Origin of the sequence: Streptomyces sp. NPDC051173, assembly GCF_040689515.1 — a bacterium.
Lineage (GTDB): Bacteria > Actinomycetota > Actinomycetes > Streptomycetales > Streptomycetaceae > Streptomyces.
Window position 1 is genome coordinate 37,421 of record NZ_JBFBBD010000038.1, and the last position, 26,517, is coordinate 63,937.

Here is a 26,517-nt window from a genome sequence, read left to right on the forward strand (position 1 = left end):
GGTGTGGCCGGCGGGGGTCCGGTTCAGGCGGCGGAGAAGCGGATGGCTGCGTCGGGGATGGCCGTGCCGCACCAGACGCGGGCGCCGTCGCGGAGTTCGTTGTCCGCGCCGATCGTTGCGTGGTCGCCGATCACCACGCCGTCGAGCACGGTGCGCGGGCCCACCCGGGCGCCCTGGCCGATCATGCTGGCGCGCACGCGGGCGCCCGCTTCGACGTGCGCGCCGTCCAGGACGACCGAGCCCTCGATGTCGGCGCCCGCCGCGACGTACGCCCCCGCGCCGACGACCGTGCCGCCGCCGAGGCGGGCGCCGGCCTCGGCGCGGGCGCCGGGCAGCAGCAGGAACTCCCCCGGCTCGCCGGGGACGGCCGGGGAGCGCACGACGCCGCGTACGAGGTCGGCCGATGCCTGGACGAAGGAGGCGGGGCGGCCGAGGTCCAGCCAGTACGAGGCGTCGACGACGCCGTGCAGCAGCGCGCCCGACGCCAGCAGCCCGGGGAAGGTCTCGCGCTCCACGGAGACGGGGCGGCCGGTGGGGATGGTGTCGATGACGTCGCGCCGGAAGACGTAGCAGCCGGCGTTGATCTGGTCGGTGACGAGCTCCTCCGGGTGCCGCGGCTTCTCGGTGAAGGCCAGGACGCGCCCGTCGGGGGCGGTGGGCACGAGGCCGAAGGCCCGGGGGTCGGCGACGCGGGTGAGGTGCAGGGTGACGTCGGCCTGGGCCCGCTCGTGGCGGCGCAGCAGGCCCCCGATGTCGAGGCCGGTGAGGATGTCGCCGTTGAAGACGAGCACGGGTGCGCCGGGACCGCAGGTCAGCGCGCTCGCGGCGCTGCGGATCGCGCCGCCGGTGCCCAGCGGTTCGTCCTCGGTGACGTAGGTCAGGCGCAGCCCGTGGGCGGAGCCGTCGCCGAAGTAGGGCTCGAAGACCTCGGCGAGGTAGGAGGTGGCCAGGACGACGTGGTCGACCCCGGCGGCTCTGGCGCGGGCCAGCTGGTGGGCGATGAAGGGCACCCCGGCGGCGGGGACCATCGGCTTCGGCGTGTTGAGGGTCAGCGGCTGGAGCCGGGTCCCCTTGCCGCCGACGAGCAGTACCGCCTCTGTCATGCCACTGTCCTCGCCGTCGTCGCACTGTGTCAGTTTTTGCGGCAATTTACACTACAATCAGTTCTCTGCGGCAAATGTCTGCTTTGCGTGGCGAGCGTATTGGGAGAGGCCCTTGCGACCCTTGCGACCGAGGAGGTCCGGCACCCCGGAACCCGCCGCGCCCGGCACCCCGCGCGCGGCCCCCGCCTCCCGCCCGGCACGGCTGCTGGCCCTCGGCCGGGAGTTCGCGAAGTTCGGCACGGTCGGCGGCCTGGGCATCTTCGTCAACCTCGCGGTCTTCAACCTCTGCCGCACCACCACGGGCCTGCCCGTCGTCCGCTGCAGCGTGCTCGCGACCGTGGTCGCCATCGCCTTCAACTACGTCGGGCTGCGCCACTTCGCCTACCGCGACCGCGACAAGAGCCACCGCAGCCGGGAGATCACCCTCTTCGCCGCCTTCAGCGCGGTCGGGCTGGTCATCGAGAACGGCGTGCTCTACGTCGCCACCTACGGCTTCGGCTGGGACACGCCCTTCCAGAGCAACCTCTTCAAGTTCCTCGGCATCGGCGCGGCCACCCTCTTCCGCTTCTGGTCCTACCGCGCCTGGGTGTTCCGGGCGCTGCCGCGCCGGGCCCGGCCGCCGCGCACCGGCGAGCCCTCCCCTCACGGCGACCCCGCGAACAGCACGAGCAGCCCTGCCGCGTACCACCCCGAGACCACCGCACCTCCGCCGTAGAGACACACCCGCACCCCAAGCGGAGCACGCGCGAGCGGCCGGGCCGCCAACAGCAGCAGAACCGGCAGGAACGGCAGCATGAAGCGTGGCTTGGACAGCGGCGAACCGGGCGTGCCCACCATCAGCACCCACGCGCCCGCCACCAGCACGACCAGCGGCCACGGCACCTGACGGTCCAGCGCCAGCGCCACCACCCCGATCGCCGTCAGCAGCAACAGCCCCAGCACGACCGCGCCGCGCAGATCACCGGTCCGGCCCGCGTGGTGGTAGAGCAGCATCCCCTTCAGCAGGTGCGCGGTGGCCCGGCCGAAGTCGAACTGCTGGTCCCAGGCGCGCTCCGCCTCGAACCACCCGTCGAGCCGGCCCACCTTGCTCCCCAGGAACAGCCAGCTCCCCAGCAGTCCCGCCGGTGCCGCCGCCAGCGCCACCCACGGCCGCCAGCCGTCCCGCCGCTGGACCACCGCCCATCCGGCGGTGACCATCACCGTGCCGATCAGCACCGAGGCCGTCGGCCGTACGCCACCGGCCAGGACGCACAGCGCGGCCGCCGTCAGCCAGCGGCGCTCCAGCAGGGCCACCAGCGACCACAGGAGCGCGGCGCTGAAGACCGCCTCCGAGTACGGCACCCACAGCGCGAACGCGTACGGCGAACAGGCCCACAGCGCCACGCACGCGTACCCGGCGCCCGGCCGGCCCCCGACCGTGCGCACCAGCCGGTACACCCCGGCCGCGGCCACCGCCGCCGCGCACCAGGAGACCACCACCCCGGCGTACGGGAACGGCAGCCCGGTCAGCACGTGCACCGCCCGGATCAGGCCGGGCACCAGCGGGAAGAAGGCGATGGTGCTGAACTTCGGCTCCCCGTCGGGGCCGTAGGGGATCTCGCCCGGATAGCCGCGCTTGGCGATGTGCAGATAGTGCCCGCTGTCCCAGCGGCGCAGCAGCTGCTCCACACCCCGCCCGAGGTGATGGTTGATCAGCAGCAGGACGGCGAACCCGGCCGCCGCGACGGCGAGATAGAGGACGGCCGCCAGGGCCGCCTCCCGGCGCGCGGAGTGGTCGGGGAGGGCCTTCGGAGGCGCCGGGGCGGGGGCAACTCGTGTGACGACCTTCATTGGACTCTCTTAACACGAATCAACCCGACAAAAGGGGCGGCCCCGGGGATTTCTCCCCGGGGCCGCCCCTTGTTCATCCAGGCGTCAGCTGTGCGTCCGCAGCAGCGTCCGCATCGTCCGCATCGCGACCGACAGGTTGGCCAGGTCGAAGGAGTCCGAGCCGCGGATCTCGTCGAGCGTGGTGCGCGCCCGGCCGAGGATCGCCGCGTTCTTCTCCTCCCACGTCCGGAAGCGCTGCTCCGGGGTGGAGCCGCCGTTGCCGGCGGACAGGATGTCCGAGGTGAGCGCCGCGTGGGCCGCGTAGAGGTCCTCACGGATGGAGGCGCGGGCCATGGACTGCCAGCGGTCGGAGCGCGGCAGCTCGATGATCCGGTCCATCAGCTGGGTGATGTGCAGCCGGTCGCCCAGGTCGTAGTAGACCTCGGCCACGTCGAGCGGCTCCTTGCCGCTGCGCTCCGCGACGGCCACGATGTCCAGCGCCGGGAAGGCGGAGGAGAAACCGGCCACCCGGACGGCCAGGTCGTCCGGCACGCCGGTCGCGACCAGCTCGTCGCGGATGGACTGCCACCACTCGCTGTCGGCGCCCTTGAGCAGCTTCGGCAGCTGGAACCAGACCGCCGCCACGCCGTCCCGGAAGAACTCGATGGTCTCGGCGAGCTGGAGCGGCTGCGGACGGTTGTTGAGCAGCCAGCGGGTGCCGCGCTCGACCAGGCGGCGCGAGTGCAGCCGGATACGGGTCTGCACATCGGCCGGCACGAGGTTGTCGAGCGCCTCGACGGCGTCCCAGACCTTGCCCAGGCCGAAGATCTCCCGGGCCGCGGTCTGCGCCCGGACGATCTCCTCCAGCGACGCCCCGGTCTCCTCCCGCAGACGGTGCAGGAAAGTGGAACCGCCGCTGTTGACCGTGTCGTTGACCAGGACCGTCGTGACGATCTCCCGGCGCAGCGCGTGCCCGTCGATCTGCTCGCCGAAGGAGGAGCGCAGCGCCTGCGGGAAGTAGGCGTACAGCAGCCGCTCCAGATACGGGTCGTCCGGCAGGTCGGTGGCCAGCAGCTCCTCGGACGTCGTGATCTTGATGTAGGCGAGCAGGACCGCCAGCTCCGGCTGGGTCAGCCCGCGGCCCGCGGAGAGGCGCTCGCGGATCTGCCGGTCGGTGGGCAGGAACTCCAGCGCGCGGTCCAGGTGACCGTCGCGGCTCAGCCGGCGCATGATCCGCTGGTGGGCGTGGAGCAGGCTGGGCGCCTGGGCGACGGCGTTGGCCAGGGCCACGTTCTGCGCGTAGTTGTTGCGCAGGACCAGCTCGCCGACCTCGTCGGTCATCTCCGCCAGCAGCTTGTTGCGCTGCTTGACGGTCATGTCGCCGTCGGTGACCAGCGCGTTCAGCAGGATCTTGATGTTCACCTCGTGGTCGGAGGTGTCCACACCGGCGCTGTTGTCGATGGCGTCCGTGTTCATCCGGCCGCCGGTGGACTCCGGCCCGCCGGCGCGCGCGAACTCGATGCGGCCCAGCTGCGTCAGACCGAGGTTGCCGCCCTCGCCGACGACCTTCACCCGCAGGTCCTGGCCGTCGACGCGGATCGCGTCGTTGGCCTTGTCACCGACGTCGGCGTGCGACTCGGTGGACGCCTTCACGTACGTGCCGATGCCGCCGTTCCACAGCAGGTCGACCTGCGAGCGCAGGATCGCCTTCATCAGCTCGGCGGGGGTCATCTTGGTGACGCCCGCCTCGATGCCGAGGGCGGCCCGGACGTGGGCGTTGACCGGGATCGACTTGGCCGTACGCGGGTGGATGCCACCGCCCTGCGAGAGCAGGCCCGTGTCGTAGTCCGCCCAGGAGGACCGGGGCAGCTCGAACAGACGGCGGCGCTCGGCGTAGGAGACGGCCGCGTCCGGGGTGGGGTCGAGGAAGATGTGGCGGTGGTCGAAGGCGGCCACCAGCCGGATGTGCTCCGACAGCAGCATGCCGTTGCCGAACACGTCACCGGACATGTCACCGACGCCGACGACCGTGAAGTCCTCGGTCTGGGTGTTGTGCCCCAGCTCCCGGAAGTGCCGCTTGACGGACTCCCAGGCACCGCGGGCGGTGATGCCCATGCCCTTGTGGTCGTAGCCCGCGGAGCCGCCGGACGCGAAGGCGTCACCGAGCCAGAAGCCGTACGACTCGGCGACCTCGTTGGCGATGTCGGAGAAGGTCGCGGTGCCCTTGTCGGCGGCGACGACCAGATAGGTGTCGTCACCGTCGTGCCGCACGACGTCCTTCGGGGGCACGACCTCGCCGCCGACCATGTTGTCGGTGATGTCGAGCAGACCCGAGATGAAGGTCTTGTACGAGGCGATGCCCTCGGCCAGCCACGCGTCACGGTCCAGGGACGGGTCCGGCAGCCGCTTGCCGACGAAGCCGCCCTTGGCGCCCACCGGCACGATGACGGTGTTCTTCACCATCTGCGCCTTGACCAGGCCGAGCACCTCGGTGCGGAAGTCCTCACGCCGGTCGGACCAGCGCAGACCGCCGCGCGCGACCTTGCCGAAGCGCAGGTGCACACCCTCGACACGCGGGCTGTAGACCCAGATCTCGTACGCCGGGCGGGGCGCGGGCAGGTCGGGGATGGCCTGCGGGTCCAGCTTGATGGACAGGTAGGCGTGCGGCAGACCGGCACTCGTGCGCTGGCCCCTCTCGTCGCTTCCCGCGCTGACGCGCTGGAAGTGGTTCGTGCGCAGCGTGGCCTTGATGACCGTCAGGAAGGCCCGCAGGATGCGGTCCTCGTCCAGGCTCGCGACCTGGTCGAGGGCGCCGTCCAGCTCCTCCAGCAGCCCGTCGATCAGCTCGCGCCCGGCGCGCTGGAGCGCCGGCGACATCCGGGCCTCGAAGAGGTTGACCAGCAGGCGCGTGGTGTGGACGTTGTTGCTGAGGGTGTCCTCCATGTACGCCTGGCTGAAGGTCGACCCGGCCTGCCGGAGGTACTTCGCGTAGGCCCGCAGCACCATCGCCTGGCGCCAGTCGACACCGGCCTCGAGCACCAGCTTGTTGAAGTTGTCGTTCTCCGCGGCGCCCGTCCACACGGCCGCGAAGGCCTCCTGGAAGCGGGTGCGCGCGTCCTCGCCCTCGATCCGCTCCGGCATCCGCAGCCCGAAGTCGTAGATCCAGGCGGTCGTCCGGTCCGAGCAGCGCAGCTCGTACGGGCGCTCGTCGACGACCTCGACGCCGAGGCGCTGGAGCACCGGCAGGACGGCGGAGAGGGAGACCGGCTCGCCGGTGCGGTAGATCTTGAAGCGGCGCTCGCCGGGGCCCGCGCCGACCGGCTCGTAGAGGCTGAGCTCGAAGTCGCGGTCGCCGCCGGCCGTGGTCAGCTTCTCCAGGTGACCGAGGTCGGAGACGGCGCCGCGCGGGTTGTGGTCGGCCTTGTAGCCCTCGGGGAACGCCTGGCCGTAGCGGCGCAGCAGCTCGGCGGCGCGCTCCTCGCCCACCTCGGCGGTGAGCGTCTCGGCGAAGCCGTCCGCCCAGGAGCGGGCGGCCTCGACCAGCCGGGCCTCGATGCGCTCGACGTCGGCGTCGGTGAGGTCGGGCAGGGTGGCGCCCGGCTCGACGCGGACGACGAAGTGCAGCCGGGAGAGGACCGATTCGGTGTTCCACGCGGTGAAGTCGACGCTGGTGCCGCCGAGCTCCTCCTTGAGGATGTCGATCAGCCGCAGCCGGACGGCCGTGGTGTAGCGGTCGCGCGGCAGGTAGACGAGGGCGGAGTAGTAGCGCCCGTAGGTCTCCTGGCGGAGGTAGAGCCGCAGGCGGCGGCGCTCCTGGAGGTAGAGGACGCTGGTGGCGACGGCGCGCAGCTGGTCGGCCGGCGTCTGGAAGAGCTCGTCGCGCGGGTAGGTCTCCAGGATCTGGAGCAGGTCGCGGCCGTCGTGGCTGTCGGGCGTGAACCCGGCGTCGGCCAGCACCTGGGCGACCTTGCGGCGGACGACGGGGACCCGGCGCACCGACTCGGTGTACGCGGCGGAGGAGAACAGGCCCAGGAAGCGGCGCTCGCCGGTGACGTTGCCCTCGGCGTCGAACTTCTTCACCCCGACGTAGTCGAGGTAGGAGGGACGGTGCACGGTGGCGCGGCTGTTGGCCTTGGTCAGCACGAGCAGCTTGTGCTCGCGGGCCTTGGCGCGGGCGTCCGCGGGGAGCCGGTTGAAGGACGGGGACGCGCCGAGCGGCCCGGCGTGGTGGCCCTCGCCGTGGTGCGTGGGGTCCGAGCGCAGAATGCCGAGGCCGGTGCCGGGGACGGCGCTGAGCACGTCCTCCTCGCCGCCGTCGGTGGGGACCTTCGCCAGCTCGTACTCGCGGAAGCCGAGGAAGGTGAAGTGGTCGGAGGACAGCCAGCGCAGCAGCTCGCGGGCCTCGCTCACCTCGGACTCGGGCACGTCGGGGGCGGAGGGCTCGGACGGCAGCTCGTCGGCGATGCGCAGCGCGGCGTCGCGCATCTTCTCCCAGTCCTCGACGGCCTCGCGGACGTCGGACAGGACGCGCAGCAGGTCGGAGGTGATCTGCTTGAGGTCGCCGCGGTCCGTCTCGCGGTCGATCTCGACGTGGATCCACGACTCGGTGAGGGCGTCGTGCGGCAGGACGGCGTCCTTGCCGTCGCCGTGGGCGTCGCAGTTGGAGCCGAGGACCTCCAGGAGGCGGCCGGTGAGGTCACGGCGCACGACGACCTGGGGGTGGATCACGACGTGGATGCCGCGGCCCTGGCGGGAGAGCTCGTTGGTGACGGAGTCGACCAGGAAGGGCATGTCGTCGGTGACGACCTCGACGACGGAGTGGCTGCACGTCCAGCCGTTCTCCTCGACCGTCGGCGTGTGCACCCGCACATTGGCGGTGCCCTGCGGCCGGTTCTCGGCGAGGCGGTAGTGCGAGAGCGCGGCGCCGAAGACGTCGACCGGATCCCGGCCGCTGAGGTCCTCGGGCGCGGTGTGCAGGTAGTAGCGCTGGAGAAAGGCGGTCAACGTCTCCGGGTCGAGACTGCCCTCACCCTTCGGCCCAGTCGGTTGTTGCCCCCCGGCCGGGCTGGTCTCGGCGACGCGGGCCGCCCGTTCGAGCAACTCGGCCTTGGCTTCGTCCAGCTTGGTCTGCATGTCCTCTGGCTCCTGTCGCGCGCCGTTGCGTGACATAGACGGTGAAGGCATCACGCCGCGACACGGGGTATCCGGTCGTCGTCGACGTTATGCCGGAATGAGAGGTGACCGGGCCTTTCTTGACGAGATTCGTCAGAGGTGCCCAGGTGCGGGGACCAGCGGCGGCCCGGGTGCGGTGGCACTCCGGGCGCAGGGCAGGGGCGTCGTCACCCCAGCTGGATATCGCGCTGATCACCTGGTAAGGCTATCGCTCTTCCCGGGGGAAGCGTCATGAGCCGTTTGTGTACAAAACCCGGGCCCGAACTTTGACGGTCTGGACAGCGCTTTCCGCCGGACGCGGTTCCTCGCCGGACGCGGACCGCCCGCCGCCCGCGGATCCACTGGGCTCCACGGCGGTTCGCCGCCCTGCGCGGCTCCGTCACCGGGACGCCGCGGGAGCTCCCCGGGGGAGCCTCCTGGAGCGCCGGACGGGCCCGCTGTGGCCGATGTCACGCCCGGTCAGCCGACGAGCCGCTCCGCCTCGGCGACGGCCTCCGCCAGGCTGTCGACCACCGTCACGCCCGCTTCGCCGAGGCTGCTCCGGCTGTGCGACCCTCCGGTGTAGAGCACCGCGTGGGCGCCCACGTGGGCCGCCGCGACCGCGTCGTCGACGGCGTCGCCGATCACCACGGCGCGCCCCGCCGCTATGCCGTCCAGCCCGGCGACGTGCCGGGCCATGTGCGCGGCCTTGCTGCCGCCCGAGGGGCCGGTGCGCCCGTCGACGCGGACGAATCTGCGCTCGATGCCGAAGCTGCGGACGAGGGGCACGAGCTCGTCGTGCCCGAACATCGACAGGATCGACTGGGTGCCGCCCGCCCCCTGCCAGCTCTCCAGCAGGCCCTCGGCGCCGTCGGCGAGGCCGCAGCGCGGGAAGTGGTCGCGGTAGTGCCGCTGGAAGACCAGGTCCATGTGGTCCCACTCTGCCTGGGTGGGGAGGCGGCCCATCAGCCGCTCGTAGAACCGCGGGATCGGGACGCAGTACAGCTCCCGGTACCGCTCCAGCGTGATCGGCTCCAGGCCGGTCTCGGCGAAGGCGGCGTTCGTCGCCGCCATCACCGCGTCGGTGTCGTGGAACAGCGTGCCGTTCCAGTCCCAGATGATGTGTGCCCCGTGGTTCCCCATGACACGACCGTACCGATCAGCACCGACAACGCCGCCCGGAGCCTCAGTCCGTGCCCGGCGGATCTTTGCCAGTCTGCGGGCCCGTTGCTGCCTGCGGCGGGAACGCCCTTGGGGGTCCCCCCGGACGAAGTCTGGGGGGAGTGTCCTCGCCGCGTAGCGGTGGTGCGGACGACGACCACCCGCAGCACCGACCACAAGATCCGCCGGACAGGCCCCAGGACACCCGCGCCCACCAGGGCGTTCGTCAGATGAGGCCGGCGATCTCCTGGACGCCGAACCACATCAGGTCGTGGTCCTCCGCGCCGTCCACGGTGAACTGCGCGTCGTCGTCGCCCTGGTCGGCGGCGCCCAGCGCGGCCGCGGCGGCCGCGACGTCCGCCTCGGCGTCGCCGGAGTCGAGGTGCACGGCCGCCGCCTTCGCCAGCGGCACGGCGGAGGCCAGCCGCACCTGGCCCAGCGTGGACTGCTCCAGGCCCTGGTCGGGGTCGGTGGTCGCGGCGCCCTCGGGCACGTCGACGGCGACGACGACGCGCCGGCGGGCGGCGTCCGGGGCACCGGCGAGCATCCGCAGCGACGCCTCGGCGGCCCGGCCGAGGGCCGCGTACTCCAGCTCCTCGACGTCGTCGGAGAGATACCACTCGCGCAGCGCGGGGGTGACGGCGAAGGCGTGCAGCGGGGCGGGCCCCAGCTGGCCGGTCCGGTGCGCCTCGGCGAGACCGGGGAGGGTCAGGGGGACGTAGACGCGCATGACCGCTGCTTTCCTGAAGATCCTGAAGCCTGAAAGAACGCGCTGCCAGCATACGGCGGGAGTCCCCCTTCGGAGTGCCGGGAGGCCCCGTGGAGGCGCTTCTCCCCCGCTTGCCGCCACCGGAGGCACTCCGGCCCCACCGGGCCGCCGAAACGGCCCCCTGTGCCCCTTCGGCCCCTGATAGGGGAAACCGGCCTGCCGCCCGGCCCGCCCCACCGCGTCCTTGCCGCCCTCCGCGGCCCGCCGGTAGAAGATCGGCAAAGAAAACGAAGAGAACGAAGAAACCGACGAAGACGGCGAAGAAGAGGCCACCGCCCGGCATCGGCACCGGGCCCGGCATCGCGGGGGCGATCGGCATGCAGCGCACCACCACCGGATCCACCGGACCGGCCAGGACCGCACGGGCGGCCAGGACCGGCCCGCCGCGGCGCACCGACAGCAGGCGCCCGCACCCCGACCCGGCGGCCCGCCGCCGCGAGCGCGAGGGCCTGCCGCGCTACTGGTTCGCCAACCGGCTGCTGCTCACCCTCAGCGGCCAGCGCCCGGTGCACTGGATGCTCGGGCACACCGTGGGCACCGCGTACGACCAGCTCGCCACGCTGGCCCCGCAGGCGCCGCTGCGGCCCCCGCCGCCGGGCCGGACGCCGTTCGTCCGGCGCTGCGACGAGTTCAGGCCCCGGCCCGGGGTGATCGAGGCGTTCGCCCGGATCGTCTCCGGCGACCGGCTCCAGGCACTCGCCTTCCGCCTGGAGCACGGCACGGACCAGCGGTGGCGGTGCGCGGCCGTCGAGCTCGGCGGGGCACGCGCGTAGGCCGTACCCGGCGGGTCACCGCCGGTCCGAAGGCCGACGGTGACCCGCGGGGCGCTCGCGGCTCGCGGCAGGAGCATCCTTCGCCGCACGGCGGTGGCTCGGACGCATCACCCGCGGACGACGGGCCGCAAGACCCACCGGTACGCGCGAGGCGGGGGCGGGGCACCGTGTGCCCCGCCCCCGCCTCGTGTCACCGCCCGCCGGGTTACTTCTTGCGGCGGCGGCCACCGCTGTTCTTCTGGGCCTTGCGCCGCTCGGCGCGGGTCATGCCGTCCGCCGAGGAGCGCGTCGGGCCCTCGTCACCGACGAGGTCGCCCTCGACGACACCGCCCTCACCGTCGACCGTGGGGGCCGAGAAGTGCAGCCGGTCCGGGCGCTGCGGGGCGTCGAGGCCCTTGGCGCGGATCTCCGGACGGGCACCGGCGACGACGGCGTCCTGGGGCTCCTTCTCCAGGGACGGGCGCTCGCCGCGGTCCTGGACGGGGACCTCCTCCAGCTGCTGGTCGACCTGGACCTCCAGGTTGAACAGATAGCCGACGGACTCCTCCTTGATGCCCTCCATCATGGCCTGGAACATGTCGAAGCCCTCGCGCTGGTACTCCACCAGGGGGTCCTTCTGGGCCATGGCGCGCAGGCCGATGCCCTCCTGGAGGTAGTCCATCTCGTAGAGGTGCTCACGCCACTTGCGGTCCAGGACGGACAGCACCACGCGCCGCTCCAGCTCACGCATGATGTCCGAGCCGAGCTGCTCCTCGCGGGCGGCGTACTGCTCGTAGATGTCGTCCTTGATGGACTCCGCGATGAACTCGGCCGTGATGCCCGCGCGGTCGCCCGCGGCCTCCTCCAGCTCCTCGACGGTGACCTTCACGGGGTAGAGCTGCTTGAAGGCGCCCCACAGCCGGTCCAGGTCCCACTCCTCGGCGAAGCCCTCGACGGTCTCCTGGCGGATGTAGTCGTCGATGGTGTCGTCCATGAAGTGCTTGACCTGCTCGTGCAGGTCCTCGCCCTCCAGGACGCGGCGGCGCTCGCCGTAGATGACCTCGCGCTGGCGGTTGAGCACCTCGTCGTACTTCAGGACGTTCTTACGCGTCTCGAAGTTCTGCTGCTCGACCTGCGACTGGGCGGAGGCGATGGCCCGGGTGACCATCTTGTTCTCGATCGGCACGTCGTCGGGGACGTTGGCCATGGCCATCACGCGCTCGACCATCTGGGCCTTGAACAGGCGCATCAGGTCGTCGCCCAGCGAGAGGTAGAAGCGGGACTCGCCCGGGTCGCCCTGACGGCCGGAACGGCCGCGCAGCTGGTTGTCGATACGGCGGGACTCGTGGCGCTCGGTGCCCAGCACATAGAGGCCGCCCAGCGACTTGACCTCCTCGAACTCCGCCTTCACCGCGGCCTCGGCACGCTCCAGGGCGTCCGGCAGCGCGGCCGCCCACTCCTCGACGTGCTCCACCGGGTCCATGCCGCGCTGGCGCAGCTCGGCCTCGGCGAGGTCGTCGGGGTTGCCGCCGAGCTTGATGTCGGTGCCACGGCCGGCCATGTTGGTGGCCACGGTGACGGCGCCCTTGCGGCCGGCCTGGGCGACGATCGTCGCCTCCCGGTCGTGCTGCTTGGCGTTGAGCACCTCGTGCTGGATGCCGCGCTTGGCGAGCTGCTGCGAGAGGTACTCCGACTTCTCGACGGAGGTCGTGCCGACCAGGATCGGCTGGCCCTTCTCGTGCTTCTCCGCGATGTCCTCGACCACGGCGTCGAACTTGGCGACCTCGGTGCGGTAGATGAGGTCGGACTGGTCCTTGCGGACCATCGGCCGGTTGGTCGGGATCGGCACCACGCCGAGCTTGTAGATCTGGTGGAACTCGGCGGCCTCGGTCATCGCCGTACCGGTCATGCCGGAGAGCTTGCCGTAGAGGCGGAAGAAGTTCTGGAGGGTGATGGTGGCCAGGGTCTGGTTCTCGTCCTTGATGTCCACCCCTTCCTTCGCCTCGATCGCCTGGTGCATGCCCTCGTTGTAACGGCGGCCGGCGAGGATACGGCCGGTGTGCTCGTCGACGATCATGACTTCGCCGTCCATGACGACGTAGTCCTTGTCCTTCTTGAACAGTTCCTTCGCCTTGATGGCGTTGTTCAGATAGCCGACGAGGGGAGTGTTGACCGACTCGTAGAGATTGTCGATGCCCAGCCAGTCCTCGACGCGGGAGACGCCGGACTCGTGGATGGCGACGGTGCGCTTCTTCTCGTCGACCTCGTAGTCGCCGGTCTCCTCGATGCCCTTCTGCGGGTTGGCCGGCTCGCCCCTCTTCAGGCGGGTGACCAGCTTGGCGAAGTCGCCGTACCACTTGGTGGCCTGGTCGGCCGGGCCGGAGATGATCAGCGGCGTACGGGCCTCGTCGACGAGGATGGAGTCGACCTCGTCGACCACCGCGAAGTTGTGCCCGCGCTGCACCAGCTCGTCCTGCGACCAGGCCATGTTGTCGCGCAGATAGTCGAAGCCGAACTCGTTGTTCGTGCCGTACGTGATGTCGCAGTTGTACATCTCGCGGCGCTGCGCGGGTGTCATGTTGGCGAGGATGCAGCCGACCGACAGACCGAGGAACTTGTGCACCCGGCCCATCAGCTCGGAGTCGCGCTCCGCCAGATAGTCGTTGACGGTGATCAGGTGGACGCCCTTGCCCGAGAGGGCGTTCAGATACGTCGGGAGGGTGCCGACGAGGGTCTTGCCCTCACCGGTCTTCATCTCCGCGACATAGCCCAGGTGCAGGGCGGCGCCGCCCATCAGCTGGACGTCGTAGTGCCGCTGGCCGAGCACGCGCTTGGCCGCCTCGCGGACGGTGGCGAACGCCTCGGGGAGCAGGTCGTCCAGGGACTCCCCGTCGGCGAACCGCTGCTTGTACTCGTCGGTCAGCGCGCGCAGCTCGGCGTCGGAGAGGGTGAGGAAGTCCTCTTCGATGGAATTGACCTGGTCCGCGATGCGGTGCAGCTTGCGCAGGATCTTGCCTTCTCCTGCACGCATGATCTTGCCGAAGACGGACACGTAGGCTGACTCCTTGCCGGTCGGGCCTGGCACTGGGGCTGCCCCCGCCGCAGGCAGGGGGAGGGTGCGCGGGCACGACGGGACAGTCCCCGCCGCAACGGCCATCGTAAGCGAGGACCCCGCCGCGCCGGGAGGTCCGTCAGGGCCCGAGCCGGGTGTCACCCGCACGGTGAACGAACGGCACCGCCCGAAGGTGCCGGGCCTGTGACATTTCTCCGCGATCGACGTCAACGGGGAAAATCACTCGCCCGGGACCGCGGCCGGCGACCAGACTCCCCGCATGGAACCCCTCTCGCTCGCCACCCCGCGCCTGACGCTGCGCCCCTTCGCCCCGTCCGACGCGGGCGCCGTGCACGCGGCCTGCCAGGACCCGGACATCCCGCGCTACACCAGCGTCCCCTCCCCCTACACGCGCGAGGACGCGCGGACCTTCCTGGAGGAGACCTGCCCGGCGGGCTGGCGCGACGACTCGATGTACACCTGGGGCCTGTTCACCCGCGACGAGGGCCAACTGGTGGGGTCGATGTGCCTGGTGCGGCTCGCCCAGCTGCGCTCCCCCGAGCGACAGGCCGAGCTCGGCTACTGGACCGCCAAGGAGCGGCGCGGCCGGGGCTACACCGCGGAGGCCGCCCGCGAGGTGGCCCGCTGGGGATTCGAGGAGCTCGGCGTGGAGCGGCTGGAGTGGTACGCCGAGGCCGGGAACACCGGTTCCCGCGCGGTCGCCCTGAAGGTGGGCTTCCGCATGGAGGGCACCCAGCGCGCGAAGATCCCGTACGCCGGCACGCGCCGCGACGCCTGGGTCGGCTCGCTGCTCCCGTCGGACCTCGGACTGCCGTCCGGGGCCCCCTACCTGCCGTTTCCCGAACGGGCCTGACCGACCGGGGGCGTTGTCAGTGCCGGGATCTACGCTGGCGGCATGGTCTCCAGCATGACAACTGCCGCCGCTGCCAAGGGTCCACGCACCGAGCACCGGCTCTCCGCCGACGAGGCGCGGCGCATCGCGCTGCGGGCACAGGGGCTGCTCGGCGCCCCCGACCGGCGGGCCGGGGTGCGCGGGGTGCTGCGGCTGCTGGGCGCCGTGCAGCTGGACACGATCTCGGTGCTGGCCCGCTCGCACGAGCTGGTGCCGTACGCACGGCTGGGCGGGGTCGGGCGCGGCACGGTCGAGTCCGCCTACTGGACCCCGCGCACGGCTCCCGAGCCGCCGCACAGCTTCGAGTACTGGTCGCACGCCGCATGCCTCCTGCCCATCGAGGAGTGGCCGCTCTTCGCCTTCCGGCGGCGGGCGTTCCAGGCGCGCGGGCACCGCTGGCACGTGATGAAGGAGCCGGAGCGCTCCTGCGCCGCCGTCCGCGACCGGCTCAAGGCGGACGGCCCGCTGACGGCCACGGAGTTGGGCGGGGCCAAGAACGGCGGCCCCTGGTGGGACTGGTCCGAGACGAAGATCGCCGTGGAGTGGCTGCTCGACACCGGCGAGGTCGTGTGCACCGAGCGGCGCGGCTGGAAGCGGGTGTACGACCTGGCGGAACGCGCCGTCCCGGACGCCCTCTTCCACGACGACCTCGACGACCTGGAGTGCGTACGGCGCCTGGTCACCCAGGCGGGCGCGGCGATGGGTGTCGCGACCCGGGCCGACCTCGCGGACTACCACCGCCTCAAGGGCGAGCAGGTGGACGCGGTCATGGAGGCCACGGGGCTGGTGCCGGTCGAGGTCGCCGGGTGGTCCAAGCAGGCATGGGCGGATCCGCGGGCGCTGGCCGGTGACGGGCGGGGCCGGCACCGCACGACGCTGCTCTCGCCGTTCGACTCGCTGATCTGGGACCGGCCGCGCACGGAGCGGATCTTCGGCTTCACGCACCGGCTGGAGGCGTATGTGCCCAAGCCGAAGCGGGTGCACGGCTATTTCGCGATGCCGCTGCTGACGGGCGGACGGCTGGCCGGGCGGGTGGACCCGGCCCGCGAGGGCAGCACGCTGGTGGCCCGCCAGGTCTCCCTCGACGGGCCCAAGGCCGTGGCGCCCATGGCACAGGCGCTGCGCGAGGCGGCCGGGTGGGTGGGCTGCGACTCCGTGCGCATAGAGCGCTGCGACGACGCGAAGCTGGCCGCGGCCCTGGTCACCGCCCTCGGCTGACGGGAGGCCGGCGACGGGCCCCGGGCCCCCAGGAGCCCCGAACCCTCAGCCGCCTCACCGAATCTCGAAACTGCAACCCTCGGGGGATAACCCCCGAACCCCCAGCCACTTCACCGGATCTCGAGGATCTTCTCCCGCATCGCGTAGACCACGGCCTCCATCCTGGAGTGCAGCTGAAGCTTCTCCAGGATGTTGCGCACATGGTTCTTCACCGTGTTCTCGCTGATGAACAACTCCTTGGCGATGTCGCGGTTGTTCATCCCGGTGGCGACGAGCTTGAGCACCTCCAGCTCACGGTCGGTGAGCCGGGGCGCGGGCACCAGCCGGCGCTCGTCCGTGCGCTGGATCATCGACTTGAACTCGGTGAGCAGCTTGGAGGCCATGGACGGGCTGATCTGCGACTGCCCGTCGGCGACCGCCCGGATCGCGGTGGCCACCTCGTCGGTGGAGATCTCCTTGAGGAGATAGCCGGTCGCCCCCGCCTTGATGGCGTCGTAGAGATCGGCTTCCTCGTCGCTGATCGTCAGCATGATGATCTTGGCGCTGGGGGCCACCTCCTTGATGGAGGTGCACGCCTCGATGCCGCCGCGCTTGGGCATCCGCACATCCATCAGCACGATGTCCGGCAGCAGGTCGGCGGCCTTGTCGACGGCCTCCGCGCCGTCCCCGGCCTCGCCGACGACCTGGATGTCCTCCTCCTGCGCGAGGACGATCTCCAGCCCCCGGCGGAAGAGCGCGTGGTCGTCCACCACCAGCACCCTGATGGGCTCCGCACGCGTGCCGCCCCGGTCCGCGCAGGCACTCTCGTCGTCGTCCTCGCCGGGCACGAGCACCGGCCCGAACCTGTCCGCCATCGTTCCTCCCCCTGGAGACCCCTGAAGGCCCAGAGTCCCTCGCGGTTGCACAGTGCTGCCCGCCGCCCCAACCGGTTTCGGCGGGCCGGTGGTTGGCCGTCCGTCATGATTTCATGCCGGGCAACCGGGCGGTGCTCCCGCCGTCGCACAGGGTGCCCAGGGAGCGCCGGAGCGCTCCGAGGGCACCATCGGATGGATGTCTACGACGCGGGCCGCGAGAGGCTTCGGCCGCCTGCCGGGCCTCCCGGCTCAGCCGCCGAGCGCTCCGCCCGCCCCGCCGGGCTCCGCTTCGAACAGCGGGTCGGCGTTGAGACGGATGACGCCGTAGTCGTAGGCGTGCCGCCGGTAGACGACACTGGGCAGCTTGGTCTCGGAGTCGACGAACAGATAGAAGTCGTGGCCGACCAACTCCATTTCGTAGAGCGCCTGGTCGAGCGTCATCGGAGCCGCGGTGTGGGTCTTCTCGCGGACCACCAGGGGGCCTTCGCCCTGGACCTCGAGCGATCCCATGCGGGTGACCGGGACTCCGTCCATCGCCTGCTCCACGGTGAGTTCACCGCTGTCGTTGAGCTCCGCGGCGCCGATGACGGTCGACGCGGCATCGCTCGCGGGAATGCGTCCGTTGCCCCTGCGGCTGTGACGCTTGTCGTTCTGCTTGCGCAGCCGCGCTTCCAACTTGCTGGTGGCGAGGTCCAGCGCGGCGTACGGATCGGCTGCTGCCGCCTCCGCCCGGATCACCGGTCCACGCGAACGCACCGTGATCTCCACCCGGTCGGAGCGGTCGGCCTGCCTGGGGTTGGGCTCCTTGGACACCTCGACGTCGAGGCTGATCACCTTGCCGTCGAGCTTCTGGATCTTGTCCAGCTTCAGCTTCTCGGCCACGTGCTTGCGAAAGCGCTCGGGCACCTCGGTCTTGCGGCCTTTGACGACGATGTCCACGCAGAACTCCGTTCCCGGATCGCCCCGCTGAAGATGCGGAGCGCATCCCTCTTGCAACAAGCCCCGGGGACACCCCGGAGCCACCGACTCGGCGGTTTCACCTCCTCCTCCCCCATCGACAAGATCTACACCCCATCGACTTCAAGCTTCTTCGAAAGCGCAGGAAAAGCGCCATTCGGAGATATGAGGCATAGAGCTTGCCCTTCCTCACAACCGAACATATCTCGCCCGGACGCCTGTCGGTAGCCCCTACCGAGGCGTACCCCCATTCAGGTGTTTTCCTGCCGTTTCCCTCATCAACGAGTGGCGTTCTCCGAGGGTTCCGTTTATGCGCGGCGCCGGCCCGACGGGCGTACGCTCGACAGTGGCGACCACGGCCGCCCCGAGAAGCCGCCCTCCGACCAGGGAGACGGCCCGCGCCGCCTCGCTCAGCGACGCTCCCGTCGTCATCAGGTCATCCACCAGCACCACCGGGCCCCTCTGACACAACAGCCCCTCTGCCCCCTTGAGTACCCCCAACGCGTCGGACACATTCGCCCGCCGCTGCCGGGCGTCCAGACCGGCCTGATCCGCGACGGCCCTGCGCTGCCGCAGCACCGCAGCCGTCCGCGCGGGAAGACCGGCACGCCGCAGCACACCCGCGGCCGCGAGAGCGATCCGCCGCCCCGGATCGTGCCCCCGAGCGGCGACGGCATGCCGCGCGGAGGGAACGGGAACGAGCAGCAGGGGGCCTCCCCCGCCCCTCCCCACCTCCCCCTCGCCCCCGGCGCCCCCGTTCTCCCCCTCCGCCACCGAACGCACCGCCCCTGCCAGCGCAGCCCCCAGCGGGCCCGCCAGCGCCAGCGCGCCCCGTTCCTTGTGCGCGAGCAGGACCGATCGCACCCTGTCGCCGTACCGCGCCGCGGCGTGCACGGGCGGCAGCCCCACCGGCACCGGGTCCGGCCACACGCGGTGCGCCCGGGACCCGCTCAGCGCCGCACGGCACTCCTCACACAGCACCGTCCGCCACCGGCCGCACCCCGCGCAGTCGACCGGCAGCACCAGGCCGGTGATCTCCTGCCACCACCTGCGCATGGCCCTACTGTCCCGCGGAGCGGCGACCCCTGCCACCCCTGTGGATAACTCCCGGTCGCTGGCCTCAGAGGAACCACGGGCCACAAGGGACACAGCCCATCGGGCGGGCCTGCCGAAAAGCGCACATCCGGAACATCCCGCGTGCGGGAGCACCGCCCACCCCGGATGGACCGGAGTCGTTCACCCCGGACGGACCGGAGCCCGTTCACCCCGGATAGACCGGAGCCGAGCCCTCCTTGGTCACCAGCTTCCAGTTGGTGTCCGGGAGCAGCCGTACGATCCCGCCGTCGCGCTCCGCGACCAGCGTCGGCGCCTTGGCCGCGTTCTCCGCGGCGGCGATACCGCGCACCCCGGTGATGCCGGGCAGCGCCGAGGCATTCGACAGCGAGCCGTCGGTCTCGACGTACAGCAGCTGCTGCAGGCCGTTCTGCTCGCTGCCCGCGACCAGCAGGCGGCTGCCGCCCGCCCAGGACACCGCGTCGACCTGCTCCAGCCTCGGTGCCACGGAACGCAGTTCCTGCACCGAGAGCGTCATCCGCCCCACGCCGCCGTGCCGCTCCACGCGTCCCAGCTCCAGCGACGTCCGGTCGCCCTTCGTCACCAGCAGCGCGACGCGCACACCGTCCGCGGCCACCCGCAGCCCGGTGATCCGCCCGCCGTCGAGCCGGGGCACCTGGACCTCTTCCGGCGCACCCGTACCGCCCGGCAGCCGCAGCAGGCGCGGCCGGTCCGGGTCCTGGTCCGCGACCCACAGGTCGCCCAGCCCGTCCCAACTGGGCGACGTCAGGCCCGCCTTGGCCCCGCTGCCCCGCACCGTCAGCCGCGGGTCGCCCAGCGCCGCACCGGACTCCAGCCCGGCGACGTACAGCGACTGCCCGTTGGCCGTCACCCCCGCGGCCCGCTTCTCGTCACGGGCCACCGCGACCGAGCGCAGCTGCACCGGGGCGTCCGCACCGAACGGACCGGGGACCCGCCGCGGCTCGTCCTCGCCGTCCGCGATGCTCACCATCCGGTGCTGCGCGTCGACGAAATACTGCCGGTCCGGATGACCCGCCGTCTGGTCCGGTGCGTACCACCGCGCCTGGTCCCGCTGCAGCACACACATCTGGGAGCCGTTCTCGCGTTGCAGCGTCACCTGGCTGACCTTGGCCGACTGGTCCTGCACCGTGTAGAGGACCTGCGCGGCCATCCGCAGGCACTGCTCCTCACTGGTGCCGTCCGCCCGGGCGTTGAGCCGCACCTTCAGGGCGTTGGAATCGTCCAGGGACAGCCGCTGGTCGACCACCTGCGTGCCTTCGCGGAAGGCCGTCGTCGCGACCGGGTCGAGCCACGTCGTCGGCCCGTCCAGCAGCGCCTTCACCGAGGACGTCACCGGGTCTATGCGCTTGCGCAGGTAGACGGGGTCGGCGACGAGCACGTTGCGGCCCTGCCCCACACCACTCGCCCCCAGCTCGGCGAAGTAGTACTTGTTGACCGAGCGGTAGATGCGCTGGAAGTCGGCGAGCCCGAGCACCAGTCCCGGCGGCAGCGCGTCGATGCGCCACTCGCCGTCCTCCTGCGCCACCCGGATCTGCGTGCTGTAGTCCCGCTCGTCCGGCTTGTACGCGTGCTTGTCGTCGACCCTGGCGACCTGCTTGCCGTTCAGCGCGATCGTGAAGTCCTGCTTCCGCTCGCCCGTGCGCGAGACGTCCACCTTCGGCGGCTCGGACAGCACCGTCGTCACCTCGGACGGGTTCCACTTCCGCTTCACGTTCTTCGACAGGTACATCCGGGCCGTGGCGTAGTCCGGGTCGTCGCTGGTCGTGGCCTCCAGAAAGCCCGTCACCAGGTCCTGCGGCTGCTCGCCCTTGTGCGGTGCCACGCCGTAGACCCGAACCTGCGAATCGGCGTCGGCGCGCTGCGAGGAGTCCACCGACGTGACCTCGCCGCTGTCCGGCATCGACGCGCAGCCGGCCAGCAGCGCGCCGCTCAGCGCCAGCGCGGCGAGCCCCGCGAACCGGTTGCGGCGTCCGCGTTCAGTGCCCACGCGCCTGCCCCTCATGTCCCGTACCGGCCCCGGCCCCGCCGTCGGCGCCCTTCGTCTCTCCGTCCGAGGTGTCCGCGCCCTTGTCGTACGGCGCCGCACCGCCCTGCCGGGCCACCACGCGCGCCCCGCTGCCCGGCAGCGCCGCCGGGTCGACAGCGGGCGTGCTCCGCGTCTGCGCCGGTACGGGCGCGGGCACGGGGCCCTGCGGCCCGGGCTGCGCCGGCACGCTCCCACCACGGCCGGAGACGCCCAGCGGCACCCCGGCCTCGTTCAGGCCGCGGTTGCGCCGCGAGTCGTCGGGCTCCAGCGGGATCGGCGAGCCGCGCAGCGTGTCCCCGGCCGTGCTCGGCAGCGTCAGCCGGAACTGCGAACCGCCGCCCGGCTCGCCCCACGCCTGGAGCCAGCCGCCGTGCAGCCGGGCGTCCTCCACCGCGATCGACAGGCCGAGGCCGGTGCCACCCGTCGTACGGGCCCGCGCGGGGTCGGCCCGCCAGAAGCGGTTGAAGACACGCGTCGCCTCGCCCGGCTTGAGGCCCACGCCGTAGTCGCGCACCGCGACCGCGACCGCGCCGCCCGCCGCCGCGAGCCGTATCACCACGTCCCGGCCCTCGCCGTGCTCGACGGCGTTGACCACGAGGTTCCGCAGCACGCGCTCCACGCGCCGCGCGTCCGACTCCGCGATCACCGGCTGTTCGTCGCCCCGTACGAGCAGCTTGCTGCCCTTGCGCTCCGCCAGCGGCAGGGCGCCGTCGACCACGCGGTTCACGACGTCCCGCAGGTCGATGGGCTCGGCCTCCAGCGCCGCCGCGCCCGCGTCGAACCGGCTGATCTCCAGCAGGTCGGACAGCAGCGACTCGAAGCGGTCGACCTGCCCGAACAGCAGCTCCGCCGAGCGCGCGGTGACCGGGTCGAAGTCGTCACGCGCCTCGTGGATGACCTCCGCCGCCATCCGTACCGTCGTCAGCGGGGTGCGCAGCTCATGGGAGACGTCGGACACGAAGCGGCGCTGCATCCGGGACAGCTGTTCCAGCTGCTGGATCTTCACCTGGAGGTTCTGTGCCATCTTGTTGAAGGCCTCACCCAGACGGGCGATGTCGTCCTCGCCGGTGACCTTCATCCGCTCCTGGAGGACGCCCGCCGCGAGCCGCTCGGAGATCCCGGCCGCCATCCGTACGGGCGTGACGATCTGCCGCACCACCAGCCACGCGATGGCGCCCAGCAGCACCACCACGAACACCCCGGCCGTCGCCAGCGTGGTCTTGACCAGGGTCAGCGACTTCTCCTCCTGGGTGTACGGGAAGAGGTAGTAGAGCTGGTACGGCTTGTTGTTGTTGTCGTACAGCCGCTTGCCGACCACCAGCGCCGGCTCGCCCTCGTCCGAGGCGCTGTGCTTGATCGACGCGGAGCGCTCCAGCGCGCCCGTCTGGGTGTTCAGCTGTTTACGCAGGTCTGCGGGGACGCTGTGCTCGGGGTCGATGTCCCCGGAAGCACGCGGGCCGCGGGCGCCCACGGCGGTGTCACTGGTGTCCGCGCTGAGGGCCACCACGTGATAGACGCCCTGGCCACCGCTGGAGAGCTGCTGCACCAAGGTCGTCAGCCAGGTGCCGGAGTCCATGCCCCGGACGCCGGACTGCGAGGTGTCCTGCCCGCGGTTGTCGGTGCCGTCCGCGAAGTCACGCGCGGCCTTGAAGCCGCCCTCCGCCTGGCTCTGCGAGGCGTGCCGCTTGGCCTCCAGCAGGCCGTTGCGCACCTGCCCGATGACGACGAGCCCGAGCAGCAGCACCACGCCCACCGACATCAGCAGGGTGGTGGCCACCACCCGCAGCTGGATGTTCCGCCGCCACAGCCGCATCGCGGGCAGCAGCGGCCGCCTCACCCAGCGCACGTACAGCCGCAGCACCGGGTGGACCGGCCCGGCGGCCGCGCCGTCGGGCAGCAGCCGTCCGGCGCGCCACAGCCGCCGGAAGAGGGATATGCCGCCCGCCGTCTCGACGGGCCGCCCCGCGCCCCACTCCGGAGCGGCACCGTTGCCCGACATGTCAGCTCGGCCCGGCCTTGTAGCCCACGCCGCGGACGGTCACCACGATCTCCGGGCGCTCCGGGTCCTTCTCGACCTTGGAGCGCAGCCGCTGCACGTGCACGTTCACCAGGCGCGTGTCCGCCGCGTGGCGGTAGCCCCAGACCTGCTCCAGGAGCACCTCGCGGGTGAACACCTGCCAGGGCTTGCGGGCCAGCGCCACCAGGAGGTCGAACTCCAGCGGGGTCAGCGCGATGGACTGCCCCTCGCGCTTGACCGAGTGCCCGGCCACGTCGATGACCAGGTCGCCGATCGTCAGCTGCTCCGGCGCCGGCTCCTCGGACCTGCGGAGCCGGGCCCGGATGCGGGCCACCAGTTCCTTCGGCTTGAACGGCTTGACGATGTAGTCGTCGGCGCCGGACTCCAGCCCGACCACCACATCGACCGTGTCGCTCTTCGCCGTCAGCATCACGATCGGCACCCCGGACTCCGCCCGGATGAGCCTGCACACCTCGATGCCGTCCCGTCCGGGCAGCATCAGGTCGAGCAGCACGAGATCTGGTTTTGCCTCACGAAAAGCAGCAAGTGCCTTGTCGCCGTCCGCTACGAACGACGGCTCGAAACCCTCACCACGCAGCACGATGCCGAGCATCTCGGCCAGTGCGGTGTCGTCGTCGACGACAAGGACGCGTCCCTTCATATCGACATCATCCCATTTTCGCATCCGGTCCATAGAGCCGGGTGACTCAGCTCACCTGTGGTGAATGGCATTCTTCGGTGTGTCCCGTTGACCTCGGAGATCATCCGCCCTCTTCGGCGGCTGCGGACATCATGCGGGAAATTCGGCCCCGCCCGCGGCCTTTCCCTTTCCCCGCCCGGCACACAGCTCGGCCAGACCGTCCCGGGTGACCGGCGAGACCACCCCGTTCTCCGTGACGAGGGCGGTCACCAGCTCGGGCGGTGTGACGTCGAACGCGGGGTTGTACGCCTGGGTGCCCAGCGGCGCCGCGGGCGCTCCCGCCCCCGGTTCCGCCGTCACGCCCGCCACCGCGGACGCGGAGAACTCCGTCACCTCGTGCCCCGGCCGCTGCTCCACCTCGATCGCGGCACCCTCCGGCGTTCCCAGGTCCACCGTGGTGGTCGGTGCCACGACGACGAACGGCACATGGTGATAGCGGGCCAGCACCGCCAGCGGATAGCTGCCCACCTTGTTCGCCACCGAACCGTCGGCGGCGATCCGGTCCGCGCCGATCAGGACGGCGTCCACCTCGCCCGCCGCGAAGAGCGAACCCGCGGCGTTGTCGGTGAGCAGGGTGTACGCCATGCCGGCGCGCGCCGCCTCGTACGCCGTGAGCCGGGCGCCCTGCAACAGCGGACGGGTCTCGTCCACCCACAGGCGCCTCAGCTGCCCCGCCCCATGTGCGGCGGAGGCCACCGCGAAGGCGGTACCGCCGCCTCCGGAGACCAGGGCTCCCGTGTTGCAGTGCGTGAGGAGGCGGTAGCCGCCGCCCGGCAGCAGCTCGTCCAGCAGGGTCAGGCCGTGGGCCGCCATGCGCGCGCTGGCCTCGGCGTCCTGCTGGTGCAGCGCGCGGGCCTCGGTGAGCGCGGCCGCGGCGGCCCGCCGCCCGTCCGCCCCGCCCTTGAGCGCCTCCTCGTACGCGCGTGCCGCCCGCCGCACCCCGTACGCGAGGTTGACGGCCGTCGGGCGCGCGTGGGCCAGCAGTTCGGCGGCGTCGGCCACGTCGAAGCCCCGTGCCGCGGCCAGGGCCACGCCGTAGGCGCCCGCGACGCCGAGCAGCGGCGCGCCCCGCACCGCGAGCGTGCGTATCGCCTCCACCAGCGCGGGCACGTCCGTGCACAGCAGCTCCACCTCCTCGGCCGGGAGCCGCCGTTGGTCGAGGAGCACGACCACGGGCCCCTCCGGCAGTTCGTCCCACCGCAGGGCGGGCGAGAGGGGGCATCCGACAGGATCCACGCGTGCCGCGAAGTGATCAGCCATCTGTCCAGTCTGCCCGGCGGGAGGCGACTATTGAAGGTCCCCTTTCCATTCCTCCCCCGTACGAGCCCCTCCCCGGCCCGGCCGCGAGCACGGCCGGTCGTCCGGCCACCGTGACACGATTGCGGGCAATGGCCCGGAGCCGCACCGGCGGACGGGTACCGAGAAGGAGCGACAGACAGATGAACGACACTCCGGGCCGGAACTCGCCCGGACCCTCCCCCTCCGAGGAGCGGCCCCCGGCCCCGCCGGAGGAGTCCGCCCCCGCGGACCGGGCACCCGGCACCGACGAGGACGCACGCTCCTCGCAGTGGGCCGACGAGCAACCGCCCGCCGGCCAGTGGTCCGCGCCCTCCGCAGTCCCCCCGCAGACCCGCCGCACCACCCGGGAGCGCGCCCGTTCCAACCCCGGGCGGCAGCAGCCCGGCACCGGGGGCTGGGGGCCGCAGGCGGCCTCCAGCGGCGGCTGGGGCAACTGGACGCCGCCGGCGCAGGCCCCCCAGCCCGGCGTGATCCCGCTGCGGCCGCTCGCCGTCGGCGAGATCATCGACGCCGCCATCCGGACGGTACGCGTGCAGTGGCGTACGGCCCTGGGGATCTCGTTCGCCCTCGCGGTGGGCACCCAGGCGGTGGCGACCGTGGTCACCGGCCTGTGGTTCCGGGACGTCCCGGACCTCCAGTCGTTCACCGACTCCGAGACCGTGTCCCCCCGGGAGCTCCTGGACGCCATAGGCAGCAGCCTGGGCGGCGTGGGCATCGCCTGGGCGATCGGCCTGATCGGCTCGATCATCGCCACGGGCATGCTGATGGTCATGGTCAGCCACGCGATCCTGGGGCGCACGACCTCGATCGGCGAGGCGTGGCGGAGCGCACGCCCCCAACTCGGCCGGATGTGCGGCCTGTTGGTGCTGCTGCCGCTGATGGTCTGCGGTGTCCTCGCCGTCGGGCTGGGCATCGGCCTGCTGGTCGCCGCGGCGGGCGCGGAGTCGGCGGGCGCCGCGCTCGCGCTGCTGGGCGGCCTGGGATCGGTGGTGGCCGGTGCCTGGCTGTGGATCCGCTACAGCCTGGCGGTGCCGGCACTGATGCTGGAGAAGCAGGGCGTCCTCGCGAGCATGCGCCGCTCGGCGAAGCTGGTGCGCGGGTCCTGGTGGCGCGTCTTCGGCGTCCAGCTCCTCGCCGTGGCCCTCACCTTCGTGGTCTCCATGATCGCGCAAATGCCGGTGGGCGTCGTCGAGTCGATCGTGTCGGGCGGCTCCGACAGTGACACCACCAGCTGGTCCGCGCTCATCGTCGCCGGTGTCGGCGCGGTCATCAGCTCCACTCTGGCGTTCCCGGTCACGGCCGCGGTCACCGCGCTCCTCTACACCGACCAGCGCATCCGCCGTGAGTCCCTCGACCTGGAGCTCGCCCGCGCCGCGAGCGCGGGCAAGTAATTCATCGAGTAATTCACGAATACATCGGGCCCGGGATCCCCTGATCCCGGGCCCGACGCTTTTCCTGGACGTTCTTCGCCGAGCTTTATCGAGTGAATTGGCCCTGAACGCAAAAATGCCTCAGGCCCCGGGTCTATGACCCGGGGCCTGAGGCTAAAATTTGTTCGGCGGCGTCCTACTCTCCCACACGGTCCCCCATGCAGTACCATCGGCGCTGAAAGGCTTAGCTTCCGGGTTCGGAATGTAACCG

The 26,517-nt window shown here is 71.7% G+C and carries 18 protein-coding genes and 1 rRNA gene; 5 read left to right on the forward strand and 14 right to left on the reverse strand.

All coding sequences use genetic code 11. The features are described from left to right. Window positions 1–23 precede the first annotated feature (23 nt). Window positions 24–1,103 carry an NDP-sugar synthase gene (locus AB0435_RS20490; RefSeq protein WP_366005081.1) on the reverse strand — a complete coding sequence of 360 codons (1,080 nt, stop codon included), beginning with the start codon at window positions 1,101–1,103 and terminating at the stop codon, window positions 24–26. Window positions 1,104–1,305: 202 nt separating this feature from the next. Here AB0435_RS20490 and AB0435_RS20495 point away from each other — a divergent pair, with 202 nt between their 5' ends. Further along, the gene (locus AB0435_RS20495; protein WP_366005098.1) at window positions 1,306–1,818 is read left to right on the forward strand and encodes a GtrA family protein; all 513 of its coding nucleotides are present in this window, start codon (window positions 1,306–1,308) and stop codon (window positions 1,816–1,818) included. Here the strand turns inward: AB0435_RS20495 and AB0435_RS20500 are convergent. The 4 genes from AB0435_RS20500 to AB0435_RS20515 form a co-directional block, all read right to left on the reverse strand. Then, the gene (locus AB0435_RS20500; RefSeq protein ID WP_366005082.1) at window positions 1,746–2,933 is read right to left on the reverse strand and encodes a hypothetical protein; all 1,188 of its coding nucleotides are present in this window, start codon (window positions 2,931–2,933) and stop codon (window positions 1,746–1,748) included. The two genes, AB0435_RS20495 and AB0435_RS20500, sit on opposite strands and share 73 nt — an antisense overlap. A gap of 84 nt (window positions 2,934–3,017) precedes the next feature. After that, window positions 3,018–8,045, reverse strand: coding sequence for an NAD-glutamate dehydrogenase (locus AB0435_RS20505; protein WP_366005083.1), 5,028 nt, complete (start codon window positions 8,043–8,045; stop codon window positions 3,018–3,020). A gap of 498 nt (window positions 8,046–8,543) precedes the next feature. Beyond that, window positions 8,544–9,206: an HAD hydrolase-like protein gene (locus AB0435_RS20510; protein ID WP_366427617.1), complete on the reverse strand. Its 663-nt coding sequence runs from the start codon at window positions 9,204–9,206 to the stop codon at window positions 8,544–8,546. Window positions 9,207–9,450: 244 nt separating this feature from the next. Further along, on the reverse strand, window positions 9,451–9,954 hold the full coding sequence (locus AB0435_RS20515; protein ID WP_366005085.1) for a hypothetical protein: 504 nt from the start codon (window positions 9,952–9,954) through the stop codon (window positions 9,451–9,453). 356 nt (window positions 9,955–10,310) lie between these two features. On the opposite strand from AB0435_RS20515, the gene AB0435_RS20520 reads away from it, so the two are divergent. Further along, window positions 10,311–10,766, forward strand: coding sequence for an Rv3235 family protein (locus tag AB0435_RS20520; RefSeq protein ID WP_366005086.1), 456 nt, complete (start codon window positions 10,311–10,313; stop codon window positions 10,764–10,766). Window positions 10,767–10,971: 205 nt separating this feature from the next. Here AB0435_RS20520 and secA read toward each other — a convergent pair whose 3' ends face one another. Then, complete coding sequence (secA, locus tag AB0435_RS20525) at window positions 10,972–13,797, reverse strand: preprotein translocase subunit SecA (RefSeq protein WP_366005087.1); 2,826 nt, start codon at window positions 13,795–13,797, stop codon at window positions 10,972–10,974. 280 nt (window positions 13,798–14,077) lie between these two features. Here secA and AB0435_RS20530 point away from each other — a divergent pair, with 280 nt between their 5' ends. Continuing rightward, window positions 14,078–14,671, forward strand: a complete 594-nt coding sequence (locus AB0435_RS20530) for a GNAT family N-acetyltransferase (RefSeq protein ID WP_366427618.1) — start codon at window positions 14,078–14,080, stop codon at window positions 14,669–14,671. A gap of 42 nt (window positions 14,672–14,713) precedes the next feature. Further along, entirely contained in the window at window positions 14,714–15,928 is a 1,215-nt protein-coding gene (locus AB0435_RS20535; protein WP_366427619.1) for a crosslink repair DNA glycosylase YcaQ family protein, read from the forward strand. Between the two features lie 110 nt (window positions 15,929–16,038). Here AB0435_RS20535 and AB0435_RS20540 read toward each other — a convergent pair whose 3' ends face one another. The 7 genes from AB0435_RS20540 to mtnA form a co-directional block, all read right to left on the reverse strand. Further along, on the reverse strand, window positions 16,039–16,755 hold the full coding sequence (locus AB0435_RS20540) for a response regulator transcription factor (RefSeq protein WP_366005099.1): 717 nt from the start codon (window positions 16,753–16,755) through the stop codon (window positions 16,039–16,041). 276 nt (window positions 16,756–17,031) lie between these two features. Continuing rightward, window positions 17,032–17,721, reverse strand: a complete 690-nt coding sequence (raiA, locus tag AB0435_RS20545; protein ID WP_366005090.1) for a ribosome-associated translation inhibitor RaiA — start codon at window positions 17,719–17,721, stop codon at window positions 17,032–17,034. Between the two features lie 249 nt (window positions 17,722–17,970). After that, a complete protein-coding gene (locus AB0435_RS20550; protein ID WP_366005091.1) occupies window positions 17,971–18,795 on the reverse strand; it encodes a ComF family protein in 825 nt (274 codons plus the stop codon). Between the two features lie 205 nt (window positions 18,796–19,000). Next, complete coding sequence (locus AB0435_RS20555) at window positions 19,001–20,821, reverse strand: LpqB family beta-propeller domain-containing protein (RefSeq protein ID WP_366427620.1); 1,821 nt, start codon at window positions 20,819–20,821, stop codon at window positions 19,001–19,003. Continuing rightward, window positions 20,811–22,859 carry an MtrAB system histidine kinase MtrB gene (gene mtrB, locus AB0435_RS20560; protein WP_366005093.1) on the reverse strand — a complete coding sequence of 683 codons (2,049 nt, stop codon included), beginning with the start codon at window positions 22,857–22,859 and terminating at the stop codon, window positions 20,811–20,813. The genes AB0435_RS20555 and mtrB overlap by 11 nt, the downstream gene beginning before the upstream one ends. Before the next feature lies 1 nt (window position 22,860). Next, on the reverse strand, window positions 22,861–23,538 hold the full coding sequence (gene mtrA / locus AB0435_RS20565) for a two-component system response regulator MtrA (protein WP_003968748.1): 678 nt from the start codon (window positions 23,536–23,538) through the stop codon (window positions 22,861–22,863). 129 nt (window positions 23,539–23,667) lie between these two features. Next, window positions 23,668–24,837: an S-methyl-5-thioribose-1-phosphate isomerase gene (gene mtnA, locus AB0435_RS20570; protein ID WP_366005094.1), complete on the reverse strand. Its 1,170-nt coding sequence runs from the start codon at window positions 24,835–24,837 to the stop codon at window positions 23,668–23,670. 179 nt (window positions 24,838–25,016) lie between these two features. Between mtnA and AB0435_RS20575 the strand changes: the two genes are divergently transcribed. Then, on the forward strand, window positions 25,017–26,267 hold the full coding sequence (locus tag AB0435_RS20575) for a hypothetical protein (protein WP_366427621.1): 1,251 nt from the start codon (window positions 25,017–25,019) through the stop codon (window positions 26,265–26,267). Window positions 26,268–26,429: 162 nt separating this feature from the next. On the opposite strand, the gene rrf is transcribed toward AB0435_RS20575, so the two are convergent. After that, window positions 26,430–26,517: ribosomal RNA gene (rrf, locus tag AB0435_RS20580) — 5S ribosomal RNA — on the reverse strand; the annotation flags it as partial.

What these genes read in the sequence shown, in the direction of transcription:
- mtnA (WP_366005094.1), bottom strand. Translation starts at nt 24,837, where the DNA reads ATGGCTGATCACTTCGCGGCACGCGTGGATCCTGTCGGATGCCCCCTC.
- AB0435_RS20520 (WP_366005086.1), top strand. Translation starts at nt 10,311, where the DNA reads ATGCAGCGCACCACCACCGGATCCACCGGACCGGCCAGGACCGCACGG.
- AB0435_RS20510 (WP_366427617.1), bottom strand. Translation starts at nt 9,206, where the DNA reads ATGGGGAACCACGGGGCACACATCATCTGGGACTGGAACGGCACGCTG.
- AB0435_RS20515 (WP_366005085.1), bottom strand. Translation starts at nt 9,954, where the DNA reads ATGCGCGTCTACGTCCCCCTGACCCTCCCCGGTCTCGCCGAGGCGCAC.
- AB0435_RS20530 (WP_366427618.1), top strand. Translation starts at nt 14,078, where the DNA reads ATGGAACCCCTCTCGCTCGCCACCCCGCGCCTGACGCTGCGCCCCTTC.
- AB0435_RS20505 (WP_366005083.1), bottom strand. Translation starts at nt 8,045, where the DNA reads ATGCAGACCAAGCTGGACGAAGCCAAGGCCGAGTTGCTCGAACGGGCG.
- AB0435_RS20535 (WP_366427619.1), top strand. Translation starts at nt 14,714, where the DNA reads ATGGTCTCCAGCATGACAACTGCCGCCGCTGCCAAGGGTCCACGCACC.
- AB0435_RS20550 (WP_366005091.1), bottom strand. Translation starts at nt 18,795, where the DNA reads ATGCGCAGGTGGTGGCAGGAGATCACCGGCCTGGTGCTGCCGGTCGAC.
- AB0435_RS20500 (WP_366005082.1), bottom strand. Translation starts at nt 2,933, where the DNA reads ATGAAGGTCGTCACACGAGTTGCCCCCGCCCCGGCGCCTCCGAAGGCC.
- mtrA (WP_003968748.1), bottom strand. Translation starts at nt 23,538, where the DNA reads ATGAAGGGACGCGTCCTTGTCGTCGACGACGACACCGCACTGGCCGAG.
- AB0435_RS20575 (WP_366427621.1), top strand. Translation starts at nt 25,017, where the DNA reads ATGAACGACACTCCGGGCCGGAACTCGCCCGGACCCTCCCCCTCCGAG.
- mtrB (WP_366005093.1), bottom strand. Translation starts at nt 22,859, where the DNA reads ATGTCGGGCAACGGTGCCGCTCCGGAGTGGGGCGCGGGGCGGCCCGTC.
- AB0435_RS20490 (WP_366005081.1), bottom strand. Translation starts at nt 1,103, where the DNA reads ATGACAGAGGCGGTACTGCTCGTCGGCGGCAAGGGGACCCGGCTCCAG.